Annotated in this window: 23 protein-coding genes and 1 tRNA gene; 7 read left to right on the plus strand and 17 right to left on the minus strand. The window is 36.0% G+C overall.

Annotation, left to right across the window (positions count from 1 at the left end):
* Nucleotides 1-72 precede the first annotated feature (72 nt).
* The gene (gene matP, locus F1325_RS06195; RefSeq protein WP_160230126.1) at nt 73-534 is read left to right on the plus strand and encodes a macrodomain Ter protein MatP; all 462 of its coding nucleotides are present in this window, start codon (nt 73-75) and stop codon (nt 532-534) included.
* Nucleotides 535-713: 179 nt separating this feature from the next.
* On the opposite strand, the gene ompA is transcribed toward matP, so the two are convergent.
* Both ompA and sulA read right to left on the minus strand, forming a co-directional pair.
* Entirely contained in the window at nt 714-1,805 is a 1,092-nt protein-coding gene (gene ompA, locus F1325_RS06200) for a porin OmpA (protein ID WP_109373551.1), read from the minus strand.
* A 349-nt stretch (nt 1,806-2,154) separates the two neighbouring features.
* The gene (sulA, locus tag F1325_RS06205) at nt 2,155-2,706 is read right to left on the minus strand and encodes an SOS-induced cell division inhibitor SulA (protein WP_109373552.1); all 552 of its coding nucleotides are present in this window, start codon (nt 2,704-2,706) and stop codon (nt 2,155-2,157) included.
* Between the two features lie 229 nt (nt 2,707-2,935).
* On the opposite strand from sulA, the gene F1325_RS06210 reads away from it, so the two are divergent.
* Entirely contained in the window at nt 2,936-3,544 is a 609-nt protein-coding gene (locus F1325_RS06210) for a TfoX/Sxy family DNA transformation protein (RefSeq protein ID WP_109373553.1), read from the plus strand.
* Between the two features lie 70 nt (nt 3,545-3,614).
* Here the strand turns inward: F1325_RS06210 and yccS are convergent, their stop codons facing one another.
* On the minus strand, nt 3,615-5,783 hold the full coding sequence (gene yccS, locus F1325_RS06215; protein WP_109373554.1) for a YccS family putative transporter: 2,169 nt from the start codon (nt 5,781-5,783) through the stop codon (nt 3,615-3,617).
* Nucleotides 5,784-5,897: 114 nt separating this feature from the next.
* On the opposite strand from yccS, the gene helD reads away from it, so the two are divergent.
* Nucleotides 5,898-7,949, plus strand: coding sequence for a DNA helicase IV (gene helD / locus F1325_RS06220; RefSeq protein ID WP_160230127.1), 2,052 nt, complete (start codon nt 5,898-5,900; stop codon nt 7,947-7,949).
* 2 nt (nt 7,950-7,951) lie between these two features.
* Here the strand turns inward: helD and F1325_RS06225 are convergent, their stop codons facing one another.
* Nucleotides 7,952-8,410: a methylglyoxal synthase gene (locus tag F1325_RS06225; protein ID WP_075673145.1), complete on the minus strand. Its 459-nt coding sequence runs from the start codon at nt 8,408-8,410 to the stop codon at nt 7,952-7,954.
* Nucleotides 8,411-8,547: 137 nt separating this feature from the next.
* Between F1325_RS06225 and F1325_RS06230 the strand changes: the two genes are divergently transcribed.
* A complete protein-coding gene (locus tag F1325_RS06230) occupies nt 8,548-8,961 on the plus strand; it encodes a CoA-binding protein (RefSeq protein WP_109373556.1) in 414 nt (137 codons plus the stop codon).
* A gap of 79 nt (nt 8,962-9,040) precedes the next feature.
* On the opposite strand, the gene hspQ is transcribed toward F1325_RS06230, so the two are convergent.
* Nucleotides 9,041-9,361 carry a heat shock protein HspQ gene (gene hspQ / locus F1325_RS06235; protein ID WP_006537351.1) on the minus strand — a complete coding sequence of 107 codons (321 nt, stop codon included), beginning with the start codon at nt 9,359-9,361 and terminating at the stop codon, nt 9,041-9,043.
* A 197-nt stretch (nt 9,362-9,558) separates the two neighbouring features.
* Between hspQ and F1325_RS06240 the strand changes: the two genes are divergently transcribed.
* Nucleotides 9,559-9,840, plus strand: coding sequence for an acylphosphatase (locus F1325_RS06240; protein ID WP_109373557.1), 282 nt, complete (start codon nt 9,559-9,561; stop codon nt 9,838-9,840).
* A 34-nt stretch (nt 9,841-9,874) separates the two neighbouring features.
* Here the strand turns inward: F1325_RS06240 and tusE are convergent, their stop codons facing one another.
* Nucleotides 9,875-10,204 carry a sulfurtransferase TusE gene (gene tusE, locus F1325_RS06245; RefSeq protein WP_023581360.1) on the minus strand — a complete coding sequence of 110 codons (330 nt, stop codon included), beginning with the start codon at nt 10,202-10,204 and terminating at the stop codon, nt 9,875-9,877.
* A gap of 182 nt (nt 10,205-10,386) precedes the next feature.
* Here tusE and F1325_RS06250 point away from each other — a divergent pair.
* A tRNA-Ser gene (locus F1325_RS06250) sits at nt 10,387-10,474 on the plus strand.
* A gap of 165 nt (nt 10,475-10,639) precedes the next feature.
* Nucleotides 10,640-11,824 carry a tyrosine-type recombinase/integrase gene (locus F1325_RS06255; protein WP_109849951.1) on the plus strand — a complete coding sequence of 395 codons (1,185 nt, stop codon included), beginning with the start codon at nt 10,640-10,642 and terminating at the stop codon, nt 11,822-11,824.
* Nucleotides 11,825-11,827: 3 nt separating this feature from the next.
* Here F1325_RS06255 and F1325_RS06260 read toward each other — a convergent pair whose 3' ends face one another.
* The 11 genes from F1325_RS06260 to F1325_RS06310 all read right to left on the minus strand — a co-directional run bounded on the left by F1325_RS06260 (nt 11,828) and on the right by F1325_RS06310 (nt 16,881).
* A complete protein-coding gene (locus tag F1325_RS06260; protein ID WP_063693452.1) occupies nt 11,828-12,034 on the minus strand; it encodes a helix-turn-helix transcriptional regulator in 207 nt (68 codons plus the stop codon).
* Between the two features lie 29 nt (nt 12,035-12,063).
* The gene (locus tag F1325_RS06265) at nt 12,064-12,258 is read right to left on the minus strand and encodes a hypothetical protein (protein ID WP_098943689.1); all 195 of its coding nucleotides are present in this window, start codon (nt 12,256-12,258) and stop codon (nt 12,064-12,066) included.
* Nucleotides 12,259-12,342: 84 nt separating this feature from the next.
* Nucleotides 12,343-12,945, minus strand: coding sequence for an MT-A70 family methyltransferase (locus F1325_RS06270; RefSeq protein WP_160230128.1), 603 nt, complete (start codon nt 12,943-12,945; stop codon nt 12,343-12,345).
* Nucleotides 12,932-13,243 (minus strand): DUF2591 family protein, encoded by a 312-nt coding sequence (locus tag F1325_RS06275; protein WP_109849925.1) that lies wholly within the window; start codon nt 13,241-13,243, stop codon nt 12,932-12,934. Before F1325_RS06275 ends, F1325_RS06270 begins: the two co-directional genes overlap by 14 nt.
* Nucleotides 13,236-13,421: a hypothetical protein gene (locus F1325_RS06280; protein WP_109849926.1), complete on the minus strand. Its 186-nt coding sequence runs from the start codon at nt 13,419-13,421 to the stop codon at nt 13,236-13,238. Before F1325_RS06280 ends, F1325_RS06275 begins: the two co-directional genes overlap by 8 nt.
* A gap of 92 nt (nt 13,422-13,513) precedes the next feature.
* A complete protein-coding gene (gene dcm / locus F1325_RS06285; RefSeq protein ID WP_109849927.1) occupies nt 13,514-14,788 on the minus strand; it encodes a DNA (cytosine-5-)-methyltransferase in 1,275 nt (424 codons plus the stop codon).
* Between the two features lie 72 nt (nt 14,789-14,860).
* Nucleotides 14,861-15,136 (minus strand): hypothetical protein, encoded by a 276-nt coding sequence (locus F1325_RS06290; protein ID WP_109849928.1) that lies wholly within the window; start codon nt 15,134-15,136, stop codon nt 14,861-14,863.
* Nucleotides 15,129-15,389, minus strand: coding sequence for a hypothetical protein (locus F1325_RS06295; RefSeq protein ID WP_109849929.1), 261 nt, complete (start codon nt 15,387-15,389; stop codon nt 15,129-15,131). The genes F1325_RS06290 and F1325_RS06295 overlap by 8 nt, the downstream gene beginning before the upstream one ends.
* Complete coding sequence (locus F1325_RS06300; RefSeq protein WP_109849930.1) at nt 15,389-15,670, minus strand: hypothetical protein; 282 nt, start codon at nt 15,668-15,670, stop codon at nt 15,389-15,391. Before F1325_RS06300 ends, F1325_RS06295 begins: the two co-directional genes overlap by 1 nt.
* Nucleotides 15,671-15,742: 72 nt before the next feature.
* Entirely contained in the window at nt 15,743-16,270 is a 528-nt protein-coding gene (gene ssb, locus F1325_RS06305) for a single-stranded DNA-binding protein (RefSeq protein ID WP_160230129.1), read from the minus strand.
* Nucleotides 16,270-16,881 carry an ERF family protein gene (locus F1325_RS06310; RefSeq protein WP_109849932.1) on the minus strand — a complete coding sequence of 204 codons (612 nt, stop codon included), beginning with the start codon at nt 16,879-16,881 and terminating at the stop codon, nt 16,270-16,272. Before F1325_RS06310 ends, ssb begins: the two co-directional genes overlap by 1 nt.
* Nucleotide 16,882: the final 1 nt, after the last annotated feature.

Consider the following 16,882-nt stretch of genomic DNA (forward strand, 5'->3'; position numbering starts at 1 on the left):
TCGGTTCAGTGGCAGTATTTTTGTAAAATTGTTGATATGCTACTATATAGTTACGTTGTCACGGGGATTTGTATGAAATATCAACAATTAGAGAACCTAGAATGTGGCTGGAAGTGGGCCTATCTAGTAAAAAAACACCGTGAAGGTGAATTAATTACCCGTTATATAGAAAAAAGTGCTGCTGATGAAGTTGTCGAGCAATTGTTGCTTCTTGAATCACAACCATTAAAAGTTTTAGAGTGGATAGATTTGCATATGAATCCTGATTTATCTAATAGGATAAAGCAAACGATTAGAGCTCGCAGAAAACGTTATTTTAATGCTGAGCATCAGCATACGCGCAAGAAATCAATCGATTTAACGTTTAAAGTTTGGCAACGCTTATCTGCATTGTCACAACGAAGAGGGATCACATTATCAGAAACGATCGTGCAATTAATTGAAGACGCTGAACGAAAAGAACAATATGCATTAAAAGTGCATAGTTTAAAAGATGGACTCATTGAGTTATTAGAACGCGATAAAGAAAAATAAGTTACATTATTTTTAGCTTACTGGCTTCGACAATTTATTTGTTTTTATTGTGATATTTCATACTGGCCTGAAAACGTTCTTGTCTTTATATTTTGATCTAATTTTATCTCCATAAAAGAAAAACCCTGCCAATGGCAGGGTTTTGAATTCATCAACAGTAGATTATTCTACTATTTGAATTATTTACCAGCAGGAACAACAACTTCAGTTGTACCTTGGATTTCGATCTCAACACGACGGTCTGGCGCTAAGCAATCGATCAGAGCTGAACGAGCTTTAACGTTGTCACATGTGTTGCCAGTAACTGGGTTTTCTTTACCACGACCTTCTGCAGAGATGCTGTTTGCAGGGATACCTTTAGAAACCAGGTAATCAACTACAGATTGAGCACGTTTTTCTGACAGAGGCAGGTTGTAGTTTTGTGAACCGATGCGGTCAGTGTAACCGATAACTACTACACGACCTTGAGTTGGGTCGATGTTAGCCAGTTCATTGTACAGACCATTCAGAGCTTCTTGACCTTCAGCTTTCAGAGTAGATTTGTTGAAATTGAACAGAACGTCTGAACGCAGAGTAAAGGTTTTGTTCTCAACAACTGGTGCTGGAGCTACAACTGGTGCTGGAGCTACAACTGGAGCTGGAGTTTCTTGGTTGAAGCGGTAAGCAACACCAACACTCAGCATGCCGTTGTCTGGACGAGCATTCAGAGTACCTTTATCACCGATGTTGTTGATCCATTGATATTCAACACGGGTAGCGATGTTTGGAGTGATCGCGTATTCAGTACCTAATGCGAATACTGGAGAAACGCCAGTATCGTTATTAGAGAAACGTTCTTGGACTGGAGATGCTGAAGTAGCGTTTTTAGTTGCAGAAGAATCTGCACGCCATACCATACCACCTAAACGAGTATAAACGTCTAAGTCTTCCATTACTGGATAACTTAATTTAGTGGTTAATTGGATACCTTGAGCACGGAATGCACCGTTGTCATATGAACCTTTATAAGTCATACGACCTAACCAATCGTAACCCAGCTCAAAACCTAAGTATTGGTTGTATTGATAACCAGCAAATGCACCTGCACCTAATTGATCACGGTGAGTGTTACCATTACCGATAGAAGTACCATCGAAATGGTTGCTAGTACCTTGGTATTGAGACCAACCTAATTTACCACCGGTATACCAGGTATTGTCTTTTGGAGCTGCTTGCGCTGCAGTTGCGAAAGCTGCCACTGCCACTGCTAATGCGATAGCTGTCTTTTTCATTTTTACGCCTCGTTATCATCCAAGTTAGGCATTTGGCTTTAAGCCTTATTATTTGCCCTTGGTTAAATTATTGTTAGGAATCCAATGCTTTCATCAAATGATGATCCCGAAAAATGGGATTTAAAGCATAACCTTAACGACATAAAGTCTACAATGAACTTAAAAAGTTACAAGTAATCCTTTAAAATTCGACTTAAAATTTTAAAAAGATCCGTCTTATTCCACAATGGGAAAGATTCTGTATTTTTGTTAAATTTCTTGTAACTATATGATTTAGGTTATAAATACTTTTGACTTATCTTAAATGATACAAGGGTGTTTTGAGTATTAGGAAAACTCTTAAATTTCACTAATGGTAGTGAATTGAATGAATTTTTACGGAATTCAAATGTCGTTTAGATGTATTAGTACTTTCTAAATGGATATTTGAATTAACTTGCTGTCGCATAATAAACCCAAGGGTTTTTCCTTTACTTGCAGCAGATTCTAATCGTTTCATCTCTTCTGACGATATTTCTGGTAACCAGCCGAGCACTACACTGTAATTACCACTCATCAGTGCTTTTTCCATTAAATCAACAGTAGTTATCATATTTATATGATTTAACTGGATTATTTTGTTAAGTGGTAATCCTGCATTTTTTAACCAAGTACGATTTAGTTTTTGTTGTGGGTTTAGCCACAATAACCAACGCGATTCATGGCTATACTGTTTCAGTAATGGCAAAAGGATGTGATTAATGACGAGCGGGTTTTGGTAGAGAAGTTCACTCACCATACCTTGTTTATTATTACTATCGTAAGTCGCCACTGTTGAAGGGATAGATAGAGGTAATACCTCATTTGAGATCTCTTGGAGAATGGCGTTCTGTCTTGTCGGAGATGATGTTGAGAGTTTCATATTTACCTCGTTCTATATGTACTGTATGAATATACAGTATCTCTATATTTCGCTTAAATCAAGCTCATTTTTTTGAAAGTTCCTCTCAAATTTTATGTAAATCTCTATTTTTAAGTCGTTAACTATTGGCAATATAAAGGAAATTCTTTATTGTCCTTCTAGTTATGTCTTATGCATGTTTTTGAATTCAAAGATAAAATTTAATCTTAAAGTATGTGTTGGAGTTTCAATGTTATTTTTACCTGAGCAAAGGAAGGCTCATTTATTATCGCGTATTGCGCAATATGGAGAGTTAACAACAAAGTCTCAATTTGGTGGTGTTAGCTTAATGATTGATGATGTTATGTTTGCTATCACGTCAGATAATGAGTTTTATTTAAAAGGAAGTGGTTTTTTAGAAACTCTTTATAAGGCAACAAAAATGAGTTCCTATACCTATTTGAAAAAAGGAATTCCTATCATATTGCGTTATTACCATATAACGGATTCGCTATGGAAAAATCAGCAGAAATTAGATCAATATATTGATATGTCATATCACTACAGCATTCAAGAATATTTAGGACAACGAAAGAAGCCTTGCAGAATAAAAGACTTACCTAATCTAGGTGTGATATTAGAAAAAAGGTTGAATCAAATTGGCATTAATCAAGTTGAAGAACTGCGTTTAATCGGTGCTAAAGCGTGTTATCTAAAATTAATGCATAGCCACAATTTGAGAAATAGTGAACTTTTACTTTCATTGGCAGGAGCTATCGTTGGGTGCCATCGTTCTGTATTACCTAGTCAACTTAAAATGGAGTTATTAGATTGGTACAACGAATTATCTTTTCAATAAGATAAAAGTAATGACTGTTATTTTCTCTAATGTACTTATGGCAATTAGAGAAAATAACGTCAATATGGGACTAAACTTGGGGTTTAGGTAGGCTGTTTGATTCGCTTTGCTCAATAATTTGGATACAACTAATAATTTGTGGCAGCAAATCCAATAGTAATCGGATTTGAGTGAGTACTAATTGAATGCGAGGATTATCTGCATTAGGTAATAGGTTGATCCTTTCAATTAATTCTACATGAGATTGCTTAAATCCTTCGTCTTGTGGCGTTTTGCGACGTAAAGCAGAATCGATATAACAAACCGTATCATTAAGCAATGTAAGTACATTCTCATCTTCTATTTTTGAACGATGAACGCCAAGTGCAGAAATATAACTGAGTAAAGTGTGATTTAAGCAAAGCAACTGGAAAGCCACTTCTTGGGATGCTTGATAACTTTTTGGCTCTGATGACATGTTTGAGATCAGTGATGCTAATTCACCATCACTGCTATGAGCATTTCGACGAGCAATTCGATAACTCAAGCTATTATCTTTTCCTTGGTAATATTGAATAAGGATGGCATCAAGATAATAGCAGTTATTCGTCATTGTTTTTTGAATAACAACGGGCAGTTGACGGAATTTCCAATCAGGCCAAATAAAGCTAACAGCAAACCATGCTATGGCACAGCCAATTAAGGTATCGATAATACGAGGAAGGGCAACATCATAACCTTCACCAAGCAAATTGAAGCTTAATAAAACCAATAAAGTAATAAATAGTGTGGCATGTGCATATTGTATGGTTCTAAATGCGAAAAAGAGCGTACCTGTTATCACAATTAAAACAAGTTGCCCTTCAATTGAAGGAACAAAATATAAAATAGGGAAGCCAATTAAAATACCAATAATAGTACCACTTACTCGTAAGGTAAGACGTCGGCGAGTGGCATTGTAGTTAGGTTGGCAAACAAACAGACTGGTGAGTAATATCCAATAACCTCTGTCTAATTGGAAGAATTGAATAATGGCATAGCCAATACATAAAACGAGTGACATCCTAACGGCATGTCTAAAAAGCGCCGATTTAGGTGTAAGGTGTTCTTTTATTCTTAGTGCAATATCGCGCCATCCAGTTAAACCATCATCAGAAAGTTGCGTTTCTTCCTTTTGGTCGTGGGATATTTGGTATTGCTCTGTACTAATACTTCGTAAAAGCGCATCAATACCTTGAAGATTTTGCAGTAAATTATTTAAAGGCGTTATTAATTGTGGCTCTGAAGTTGTATTTTTTAAATGATTTAATGCATTCTCTAAATAATTTATAGCACGTTCTAATGAAGGGTTATGCTGATATTTTTTATGCCAAAGAATAGATTGTGCAACTTGTTCACAAGCTCGTGCCTGCATAGAAAGCAAACGTTGAAAACGAAATAACACATCACTATGTCTCAATTCATTACTTAATAGTTGGTATTGGACATGCGACGAACTTGCTCGCTCATGAATATCTTGAGCAACAAAATAGTAATGAAGAGTGAAACGGCTACTACGTTGGCCTCTATCACCTTTTAATCGACTTAATAATGTAACTTTAGTTTGGTTCATCGTGTCAATTAATTGGCTATTTGCCATTGCTAAATTATAAAGCGAATGTTGATAGTCATCTTCGATATCAGGATCAAATAATGTCGCTTTAGCTTCGAGGTAAGTGGCAAGTTGTTGGTAGCAACGAGTTAAATTGTCCTGAACTGGGCGAATAGGGAATAATAAGTGACCAACTAATGTTAATGAGTTATACCAAATAGCGCCTAACAGTAATAAAACGGGTTGTTCATACCATTCAGGGAAAATAGGCATACCGAGCATAGTATAAATTGCGATTAATAAAGCACCAAACGCAATGGTTGCGTACCGTTGGCCTAAGGCGCCTAATAAAATAAATCCCCAGGTAGAAATGGCTAAACCACAAAAGAATAAAATAGGATATGGGTAAAGTAATCCTATTGATGCTGAAGCAAGAAGAAAACAGCATAAAGTGATAACAAGGTTTTTTAAACGGCCAACAAGCCTATCATCTAAGTCAGTTAATGCCGCTGCAACCACTCCTAAAGTTAGTGGAATTGTGTATTTAGGCTCTTGCCCTAAAATCCAAGGAAACAAAGTCGTTCCTGTAAGCGCGATTATTATGCGAATATAATATAAAAAGTGGCTATTATAGATAAATCGGCGGGCGCCATTTAGCAAAGTGAACACAAAAAGCCCTTAAATAAACAAGATGAAGATAATTACCTCTTAGAATATAGGGTTTATCACCGATTAAAAAGAGCTTAACAACAGACTATTTGTTATTTATTGCAGGAATTACGTATGGAACTGAAATCCACCCCGATGGGACAACGTTTAGCACAGCATCCTTATAATAGAGTCAAATTGTTAAATGCTGGCATTGAAGTCAGTGGTGAAAAACATCAGTATTTAATTCCTTTTAACGAATTGATTAATATTTTCTGTAAAAAAGGAATTGTGTGGGGGGAATTAGAATTTTTATTGCCTGAAGATAAAGTTGTTCGATTGCATGGAACAGACTGGGAAGAAACTCAGCAATTTTATCGTTATCTTTATCAATCATGGCAAAATTGGAGTAAAGAAATGAGCGAAATAAGTGCTCAGGTGCTTGAAAAGCAACTCCATAATATTAATGAAATCACTCAATCAAATAGATGGATAAAAAAGTCTAATCTTGTTGAGATCCAACAATCTATCAAAGAAAGCTTTTCTGCTATTCCCCTTCCTCTTGAACGCCTTACTCAATTTGATAATTGCCATACTCTTTATCAGCAATGTTTAGAATGGTTAAAGCAAGGTGAAGCACTTATTAATAAAGAAAATTCTGAATGGGTAACTCAAATATTAAATGAGCATGCGGAATTTTTTAATACGATTGAATCATTGCCATTAAATGAATCGCAGTGTCGTGCTGTGATTAATGGTGAAGAAAATACTCTTGTTCTTGCTGGTGCGGGCAGTGGTAAAACATCAGTATTAGTTGCGAGAGCAGGCTGGTTATTACGTCGTCAATTAGCACAGCCAGATCAAATCTTATTACTTGCTTTCGGTCGTAAAGCCGCACAAGAAATGAATGAAAGGCTTTCTAGTCGTTTAAATGCCGATATTATGGCAAAAACGTTCCATGCACTGGCATTATCTGTTATTCAACAAGCGACTAAAAAACAACCCAAAATTAGTGAGCTTGAAATAAATAGTGAAAAAAGAAGAGCGCTATTATTAGGTGAGTGGCGAGAGCAATGCCAACAGAAAAAAGCACAAGCAAAAGGGTGGCGAGAGTGGTTATCTCAGGAGTTAGAGTGGGATATTCCTGATGGTGAGTTTTGGCATGATAAAAAATTAGAAAATCAAGTTGCCGTAAGATTAGAGCGTTGGATTGGTTTATTAAGGATGCAAGGTGGTAGCCAAAAATCTCTGATTGAAAGTGTACAACCCGAATATACAGAAGCCTTTAAAAAATATTTAAAATTATTATCTCCATTATTAAAAGCTTGGAAAACTGCATTAAAAGAGGAAGATGCGATCGATTTTTCGGGCTTATTACATCAAGCTATCAATCTTATTGAAAAAGGGCGTTTTATTAGTCCCTGGAAACATATTCTTGTTGATGAATTCCAAGATATTTCTCCATTAAGAGCTTCATTATTAACCGCATTAAAACAGCAAAATAAACAAACATCTCTATTTGCAGTAGGAGACGATTGGCAAGCCATTTATCGTTTTAGTGGCGCAGAATTATTATTAACGACTTCTTTCCATCACTCTTTTGGTGAAGGTGCTGAATGTGCATTAGATACGACTTATCGTTTTAATGACACGATAGGAAATGTTGCCAATACGTTTATTCAACAAAATCCAGCTCAATTATCTAAACCTTTAAATAGTTTAGTGAAAGGTAATAAAAAGTCAGTTGTGCTGTTATCTGATGATCAACTTGAAAATCTATTAAATAAAATGAGTGGTTACGTAGAAGAAAATGAAACTATCCTTTTACTCGCTCGTTATCACTATTTAAAACCAGAATTATTAAAAAAAGCGAAAACACGTTGGCCTAAATTAGATCTACAGTTTATGACTTTTCATGCTTCAAAAGGGCAACAAGCGGATTACGTTATTATTTTAGGTTTACAAGAAGGTAAAGACGCTTTTCCAGCACCAGCAAGAGAATCGATTATTGAATTGGCATTACTGCCTAGTGTTGAAGATTATCCTAATGCAGAGGAGCGACGCTTAATGTATGTCGCTTTAACAAGAGCAAAAAAACAAGTATGGCTATTATTTAATAAACAACAGCCATCTTGTTTTGTTTCAGAACTAAAATCTCAAGGTGTGCCTATACAGCGAAAACCTTAGGACTATTTTAATCTCTCTTTTAAATAACCTTCATAATCTGGAATTTTAATTGTAGATTCTTGTGAAAAGAGAGGTGATGAAATTAAAAAATTCGCAGTTGCACGATTTGTTGCAACTGGGATGTTCCAAACTGTAGCTAAGCGTAGAAGAGCTTTAACATCGGGATCGTGCGGAACAGCATTTAATGGATCCCAAAAGAAAATCATAATATCAATTTTCTTTTCAGCGATCATTGCACCTATTTGTTGGTCGCCACCCATAGGACCACTTAGCATTTGAGTAACAGTAAGGCCAGTGTGGTGATTAATTAAATTACCAGTAGTTCCTGTTGCAAATAACTTGTGTAGAGACAGTTGTTCACGATTATTTTCAACCCATTCCAGTAATGAGCTTTTACAGTGATCATGGGCAACAAGCGCGATATTTTTTTCTTTTAAGAGCGTGCGGTCAATTTGTTCCATTTGATACCTTTAAAAATAAATATAGTAATTATTCCAGTTTTCAAAATACCTTTTTTTTATCTTAGAAGCTATGAACAGATCAAGATACTATGATGTATCATAATATTTTCAATCTTCATGATGAACGGAGTAGATAAATGGTGGATTCAGATATTTATGACATTTTAAGAAGCGTTAAAACCATTGCGCTTGTTGGTGCGAGTAATAAAGAAGATCGCCCAAGCTATAAAGTCATGAAATTCTTATTAGAACAAGGCTATGATGTTATTCCTGTCAATCCAGGTATGTCAGGGCAAACCTTATTGGGGCAACCATGCTATGCCTCATTAAAAGATATTCCTGTTGCTGTTGATATGGTTGATGTGTTTCGTCAATCTGACGTAGCATTAGAAATTGCGCAAGAAGCCATTGAAATTAATGCCAAAGTATTATGGTTACAGATTGGTGTTATTAATGAAGATGCTAAAAATTTAGCCGAAGATGCAGGGTTACGTGTGGTAATGGATCGTTGTCCAAAAAAAGAAATTGAAGCACATGGTCTTCCTTGGTAATACGCCAAAATAAAATCGCCGAAAACAAATTCGGCGATTATCATTTCATTCAGATTACTGGTTATGTAGATTAATTGGGTTAATTTCTTAATCGTGGTGCCTGTAATTGGCTACGAATTGACTGTGATAACTCATCCAATGAGTCATTATCTAAGTGTTCATCTGAAACTTCATAGGTTATCTGCGCTTCAGCAAGATAAGTATGAACAGGTTGTCCTTCATCATCTTCCATCACAACATGGTACCAAGGTGCTGCTCGCAAGGTCACATTAGATGCAATATCATCCTCATTAGGTTGATCAAGGGAATATTCAGCATCCACATCGACAACAACGCCTAAGTAGCCGAGTAATTTATGTCTAACTTGCTGTCCTATCCCAAATTTGCTGGCGGTCATCATAGTATCACCTCCATAATAGCCTTGCTTATTGGTTACATATATGAGGTCACAAAGTGAAATTTCAAGGGTTTGAAAAAATATAATCCTTTGCTTTCATTATGAATAAAAAACCTCACAAAATCAGATTATCTATTGTATAAAGAAAAGACAATAACCTAGACAGAATTTTTATTTGAAGAGGGTTACTAGAAGGGCATATGAAAATCGGTAGAGAATATATTATTCAAGGACGTGTTCAAGGTGTTGGTTTTCGTTTTTTTACTTATCAGTGGATGAAAAAACAGCCAATAACAGGGTATGTTTGGAATCGTGATGATGATAGCGTGGGAGTAAAGGCTTTTGCGGAAGAAAATGCATTAAAAGAATTTGAAGATTGGTTAGAAGCTGGTGGTCCAAGAAGTGCCAAAATTACATTTTGGTCAGCGACATCTTGTGAATATGAACCAATGGCAGACTTTTCAATCCGCCATTATGAGTAATATTATTTTAATGATCTTTTATCGAAAGATAATATTAAATACATTTAACGGGTTTTGGTAAACCAGCAAGTTTTGTCGCTTGTTTTGCAGGGCCTTTAGGAAACAAACGATAAAGATAACGGCTATTTCCTTTTTCATCGCCATATTTTTGTGCAAGCGCTTTTACTAACATCCGAATAGCAGGGGAGGTATTAAATTCTAAATAAAACTGGCGAACAAAACGGATAATCTCCCAATGTTGTTCTGTAAGCTCAATTTCTTCTAGTTCAGCTAATGTTGGAACCATATCTTCATTCCACTCATTGCTATTTTTTAAATAACCGTGACTATCTGTCTCGATTTCTTTTCCGTTAAATACAAACATGTGCGTAGCAACCAATCAAAAATAATACCGCTAATTTAGCAAAAATAAGGAAAATACCCAAGTAGAACCCATAAATCGTTGATAAATTAAGCCATTGACTTGTAATGCGTTTAATTTTACGGCAAACAGTACAATAAGGGCTTTACAACATAAGCCTAGGTGTTTATATTGCTCCCCATTGCGGAGGGGTGGCCGAGCGGCTGAAGGCAGCGGTCTTGAAAACCGCCGATGGGAAACCATCCGAGAGTTCGAATCTCTCCTCCTCCGCCATCTCAACATCTCCTAGCGTCTCCTGAAGTCTCCTAATCCCAGTAAAATCAAACCTTCGTACTAAATCATTGTCTCCTGAAGTCTCTTTATGTCTCTTGAAAGCTCCATTTTTTTGGGGTACAAATGGGGGGACATTATACCCCCTTAATATTTAATACCCCCAATATGAAACTAACAGTTAAGCAGGTTGATAGCAGTAAGCCAAAAGAAAAGGACTACAAACTATTCGATGGAGGAGGTTTATATCTATTAGTTACAAAATCAGGAAGTAAATATTGGAGATTAAAATACCGTATAGATGGCAAAGAAAAAGTTCTAGCTATCGGTGTCTACCCAACAATAACTCTAGCGGAAGCCAGAAAGAAAAGGGATGACGCAAAACGGCAGTTATCTGATGGCGTTGATCCTAACAAGATAAAGAAGGATAAGAAAAGGGATTCAAAGTTTGATGGAAGCAATACATTTAAAAGCATTGCTCTAGAGTGGTATGAGGGAAGAAAAGACCGATGGTCTGAGGGTTACCGTAATGACATGATGGAGGCATTTGAAAATGATGTTTTCCCATACATTGGAGATCGCCCAATAGCAGAGATTAAACCTCTCGAATTGCTGGAAGTGCTTTCAATAATGGAAAAGCGTGGCGTTACAGAGAAATTAAAAAAAGTTCGTCAGCGCTGTGGTGAGGTTTGGAAATACGCCATCATCACTGGACGAGCTGAATATAACCCTGCACCAGATTTAGCCAGCGCGTTTATTCCACATCAACGAGAAAATTATCCATATTTATTGGCTGATGAATTGCCTGAGTTTTTATCTTCAGTAGACAAGTATCAAGGAAGTCAGATCGTAAGAACTGCTTTAAATATATTAATGCTTACCGGTTTAAGACCAGGAGAGTTAAGAAAATCAGAATGGTCATTTATAGATTTTGAAAGCAAAACATGGAAGCTACCAGAAAAAATAATGAAGATGGGCAGGGTGCATGTTGTGCCAATGTCAGATCAGGTAATTTCTTTACTACGTCAAATACAGCCAATATCTGGTGATTATCAGTATATCTTCCCTAGTCGAACTAATCATAAGAAACATTTGTCTGAAATGGCAATAAATACAATGATTGGCAGAATGGGTTATAGAGGAAGGGCCACTGGTCACGGATTTAGACATACCATGAGTACAATATTGCATGAGAAAGGATTTAATACAGCGTGGATAGAGTTACAACTTGCTCATGTTGATAAAAACTCTATCCGTGGCACTTATAACCATGCGCTGTATTTGGAGGGTAGAAGGGAGATGATGCAGTGGTATGCTGATTATATAGATGAGCTGAGAAGTAAAAAGAAATAAAATTCAATTGAGGGTATTTTCAGGGCAACGAGCATTATTAATTCGTTGCTCTATCCATTCATCCACTTCGCTTTCAATAAAACGAACCGAACGTGATCCTATTTTTACCTGCTTTGGAAACTCTCCTTTATCTATTAATTTGTAAGTCCATGACTTGCTATATCCCGTTCTATCTAAAACTTCATCCAAGCGTAATAATTTATATTCCATCTTTCTCTTCCTTTTGTAATTTCGTAATACTATCCATTCTTCCGTTTATATTGCTCATGATCATCACCACAATCTTTACTGCAATATGCACTATTAGGTGCAACAGGTTCTTCGTGACACCAAATACACATTCCGTTATGAGATTTAATTGCTGGTTTACGATTTGATAATGATGTTTGAATATGTAATTCGTTTATTTCATTTGCTGAGTCAATAATATCCATAATTACGCTTGTCTTGTTTCAATTAAATAAATAAGTACACATAATGCTATTAGCCCTGCAAGTTCAGTAAATGTCATAATTCATCTATATTAATTTAATGCTTCCTTCTACTTGGTTGCCATATACATCCCAATCACCATATTTCTCTCGTGCAAATAATTCGAGTCGAGGAACATCTCCGTATAATTCTTCTAACCTATAATGTATTTCTTTTGGCTTTTCGCTATGCTCACCAAGACATGAATAAATAACTTGCCTAACACTTGCAGACTTACGAGGTAATCCATTATCTCTTGTGGCTATTAAACACATTTCAATATTTTGACGAGTGTAATTACCGCAATTAATCTTCGTCTTATTGTTTAATATTTCCATAAAGTCAAAGAAATCTTCTGGTGGTTTTTTATTTATTCTATCTCCTGCATTTTTATTTAATTTCACCCATGCGAACCCGAACATGTTTTTAACTTTAAAATCCCATGCTTCGGTTAATTTAATTGCTTCGAGTGCAAAGTTTCCGGTGTACCACATAAACAGTACGGCATTTTTAGAGGAGTGTTTTTCTATTGGTAATCGAGAGAGGGAATATAAATCGGTGGTGTTGTAATGATTATCTGCTGCGCCATTTGAAACTTTGTTATTGTAAGACCAAGGTGGATCGCACAATATCAAGTCATATTTTTTCATTCTTCGCATCCTTAATCATTAAGAATAATTCCATAGCGCCACGGTATAAGCTTTCACGCTCAACCTGACCAACTGAACCATGGCAGCACATCCAGCCACCTGAGCTTTTAATCATCGATATTTCATTCTCAATAATAATCGGCATTGCGTCAGTAGGGTTATTGCATGGGTCGAAAGTCCGATAGCCGCTATCCATATAAGCTAATACAGATTCTTCCGTTAATAAGCATTTCTTCTTTAACCTTGTAGCAACTAATTCATTAATTTGAAGGTCGGTGTACTTATTATAGCTATTCATTGATTATCTCCCAATATTCGCAAATTCCTTTCCTGATAATTCCACCTGCTTCTAAATGACCAATTACACAACTAACCTGACTTTTAGAGTATTCAGGACTACATAAGTAATATAATTCAGCCTTTGTCAATTTGTTGTATTTTAGAAGATTAATTATTTCCTCTTTTAATTCATTCACCTCTCATCACCTCACCACAAATAATAGTTAAATCCCTCACTGACATTAAATATTCAGCGCGTTTATTGTATTTCGATTGCGTATATAAATTCTCAGATATTGGCATTACATGATTGTTCGTAATTAACAACAGGACGAATAGCTTCGTATTTATTTTCTCTGTATGCACATTTAAATATGTGAGCAATAACATCAACAGTCCAAGCATTGCCATAGCATTTATATGATTGTGAGTTTGAAACTATATTTTCACACCAGCCATCGGGGAATGTTTGTAATCTAGCGCATTCTGTCGGTGTTAATTTTCGATAATGACAGTTACTAATAGAATCCCATTCATGTCTATCATAAGAGTTGCGCCCAGATGAGCGAACAGTTTTACTCTTATTTCTAATTGCAACTTTCGGCTCTCTATGACCGCCTTGGCATGTGGATAGCGTTGGAGCCTTTCCTGCATCGGAATAAATGCGTTTTATCTGTTCATTACCTTTAATATCTGTGGCATTAGCAACATGAATTAATCCGTCCTTGGATTGCTTAACGTGCTCCCTTGGTTCGCATGCCCTATAAACAACAACATTGTCTTTTTGAACGGTAGTTAATGTATTTGTTTTTTCATCATTTCTTAATTCTAATCTCTGAGTGGTAAGTCCTGCTGTTTTTATTTTATGGTCTTGTCTTACTCCATTAATAATATAACGACCTCTAATTGCACCACAAAAAACAACTTGTCGCCTAGATTTATTAAAGTACTGACTTAAATTTGTTCCTTTCGAGTAATTGGCATCAATACAATATGACTTTTCTTTATTGGTAATGCTGTCATCATCAATAATATCTTTTAGTAAAATACCTTTATCTTCTGGTTGGCTAATTTCAAAATTAGTCCAATAATAACGTTGTCTATTTTGTGCTGATAATAATGAACTATTAATAAGAGTTTTATTTACATAACCTAATGCACGTTCGGTATGAAGCGTTATATATTCCTCAAACTCTTTTTTCATTTTTACATTTTCGAGCATAAATTTAGCGTCTGGATTATTTTCTAATACGTGACTCATTATATCTAATGTCGTCCAGAATAATTTACCGCGCTCATCTTTATCGCCTAATTGCTTACCAGCTAAACTCCACGACTGACAAGGGAACCCCGCAGTAACTAACCCAACACTTGACCAGTCAATACCCCACTCACGCCAATTATTAACGTCACCTAACTGGATATTATCTGGATAATGAAATTCAGATACTTTATTTGCAAACTTATCTATTTCAGCGATGTAATATTTATCAAATTTAATCCCAGCGCGAGACAATGCTAATCGACCAGCGGATATTCCATTGAACAAACTTAAATATATCATTTGGGTTTCCTATAAACGTGCAGAACCCTGTATTAGCATGAGTAATACATATCCGATTATTTGCATGGTTATTTAATCTAAAATAAATAGAGGGTAAATATCATCCTTTATTTCTGGGTTTTTAGTGTTAAATCCTATCCAATTATTTAATATTGTGTGAGATACAGTTAAATCTAGTGGTCTTTGCATTCCTGTATGTCTGGCAAATACTACGGGTTCTAAATTATTAATTCGCTCTATTTCATTACAAACTTCAATTATTTCTTGCCAATTATGTTCATCAATACCTTCGCCTGAGTTTATTTTGTTTTTTAAATGTTTTGCCATTTCTAATATATTTTTATCCATTTTTAATTTTCACTCCGCTATCTAATAAAGCGATTTCACATGCTGATATTCCACTGTTATATCCGTCAGTAAAATAATCATAATTACCTTTATTCCTTTCTCTTATCGGTAAATTTAGTAATAATGATTCGCGTGATGCTTGCCATACAATAAATAATTGTGCTTTAACGAATGAAATAAGTTTTTCATCGTAGTTATAACCTGAATACTGATTGTTAAACCACGATTCAAATTGCATCCTTGATTTATCCATCACTCCACCTTTTGGGCTGAAAATGTTGGTTCAAACTCACGCTTAACCTCAAATATCCCTAGGTATTCATCGTCAATCCAGAGCATAAATAAGCATGGAAATCTGCTCTCCCATCCGTCACAGTCAGCGTGATAATATTCTGCACATGCTTCAATGCAGGATTCTAGGTCATCATCAGCACTGAAATTATGATCATCTGGTAATTCATATCGGAGGTTATTAGTAATTTGTGATGGAGTTTCGTCTTTACTTCTTGTTGTATAAAATTGAACTATTGCCATTATTCATTTCTCTGCTTGCATCCCTGCGAGTTAAATTAAGCTGTCCGTAGCTTTCATACTGATATTACTTGGTTAAATCACATAAATAGTGTGGCGTGGGTAGGGGTGTCCAATTGGCGCGAATGGAATGTCGTCTTCTTGAAAATCCATCGGTGGTTGACTCTGTGGTGCTTGATGTTGTGCTGGCTTCTGTGGTTGCTGTGGTTGACCCCATCCTTGATTTTGTTGTGGACTCTGCCTACCTGCCTGATTGTTGTTACCTAACATTTGCATTGAACCATTAATATTCACTACAACTTCCGTGCTGTATCTATCTTGTCCATTTTGATCTTGCCATTTACGTGTTTGTAATTGACCTTCGATATAGACTTGTGATCCTTTACGCAGATATTCGCCAGCAATTTCGGCGAGCTTTCCAAATATCACAATTCTATGCCATTCAACACGTTCCTTGGTTTCACCTGATTGTTTATCTTTCCATGAATCGCTGGTGGCTAATGTAATATTAGTGACCGCATCGCCATTTGGGAGGTAACGCATTTCAGGATCTTGACCTAGATGTCCTATCAATAAGACTTTGTTTACACCTTTACTTGCCATTACATCTTCTCCAATTCTGATTTTCTGATGTTATATACTTCCTTTGCTTTTGATTGTTCAGGCGTTTTTCTGAGTAACTTCCATGTTTCACCAAATTCTTTTTTCAAAATATTGAGATCTGTAATAGCCATTGCTGAATTAGTAAAATCTTTCAATATTTGATCTGGTGTTCTCGGTGCTACATTGTGGACTTCTGCATCCGCATCGATTGCCGTTTCTTCAGTTGGTATACAAAATGTTTGGAAAGCTGCGTATTTATATGCAATAGACATGGCTTTATTTGTGGCTTTGTCTCCGCTATCCATTGCTTCACCATAAGTCACAACCGTGTGTTTGCTTCCATCTTCAACAGAAACAAATTCAAACTCAGCTTTCACTACGACATAAAATAACAAGCCACCTCTTTGTGTTTGTCTTTCCGTGACGGTACGTTCAATGATCCGTGGAAGAATAAGCAACCCATGCTTAACTAGAGCAGGAGCGAGAGCGTTATATACCGCGTCAATTCCTCTGAACATAAATCCTTGTTGTTGATTTACACTTCCTTTTTTAATGCCCGTTTCAGCCATTTCTCTAGCAACATTACTAATAGCTTTGTATACAGCTGTCATA

It is taken from the genome of Proteus columbae (assembly GCF_009914335.1).
GTDB lineage: Bacteria > Pseudomonadota > Gammaproteobacteria > Enterobacterales > Enterobacteriaceae > Proteus.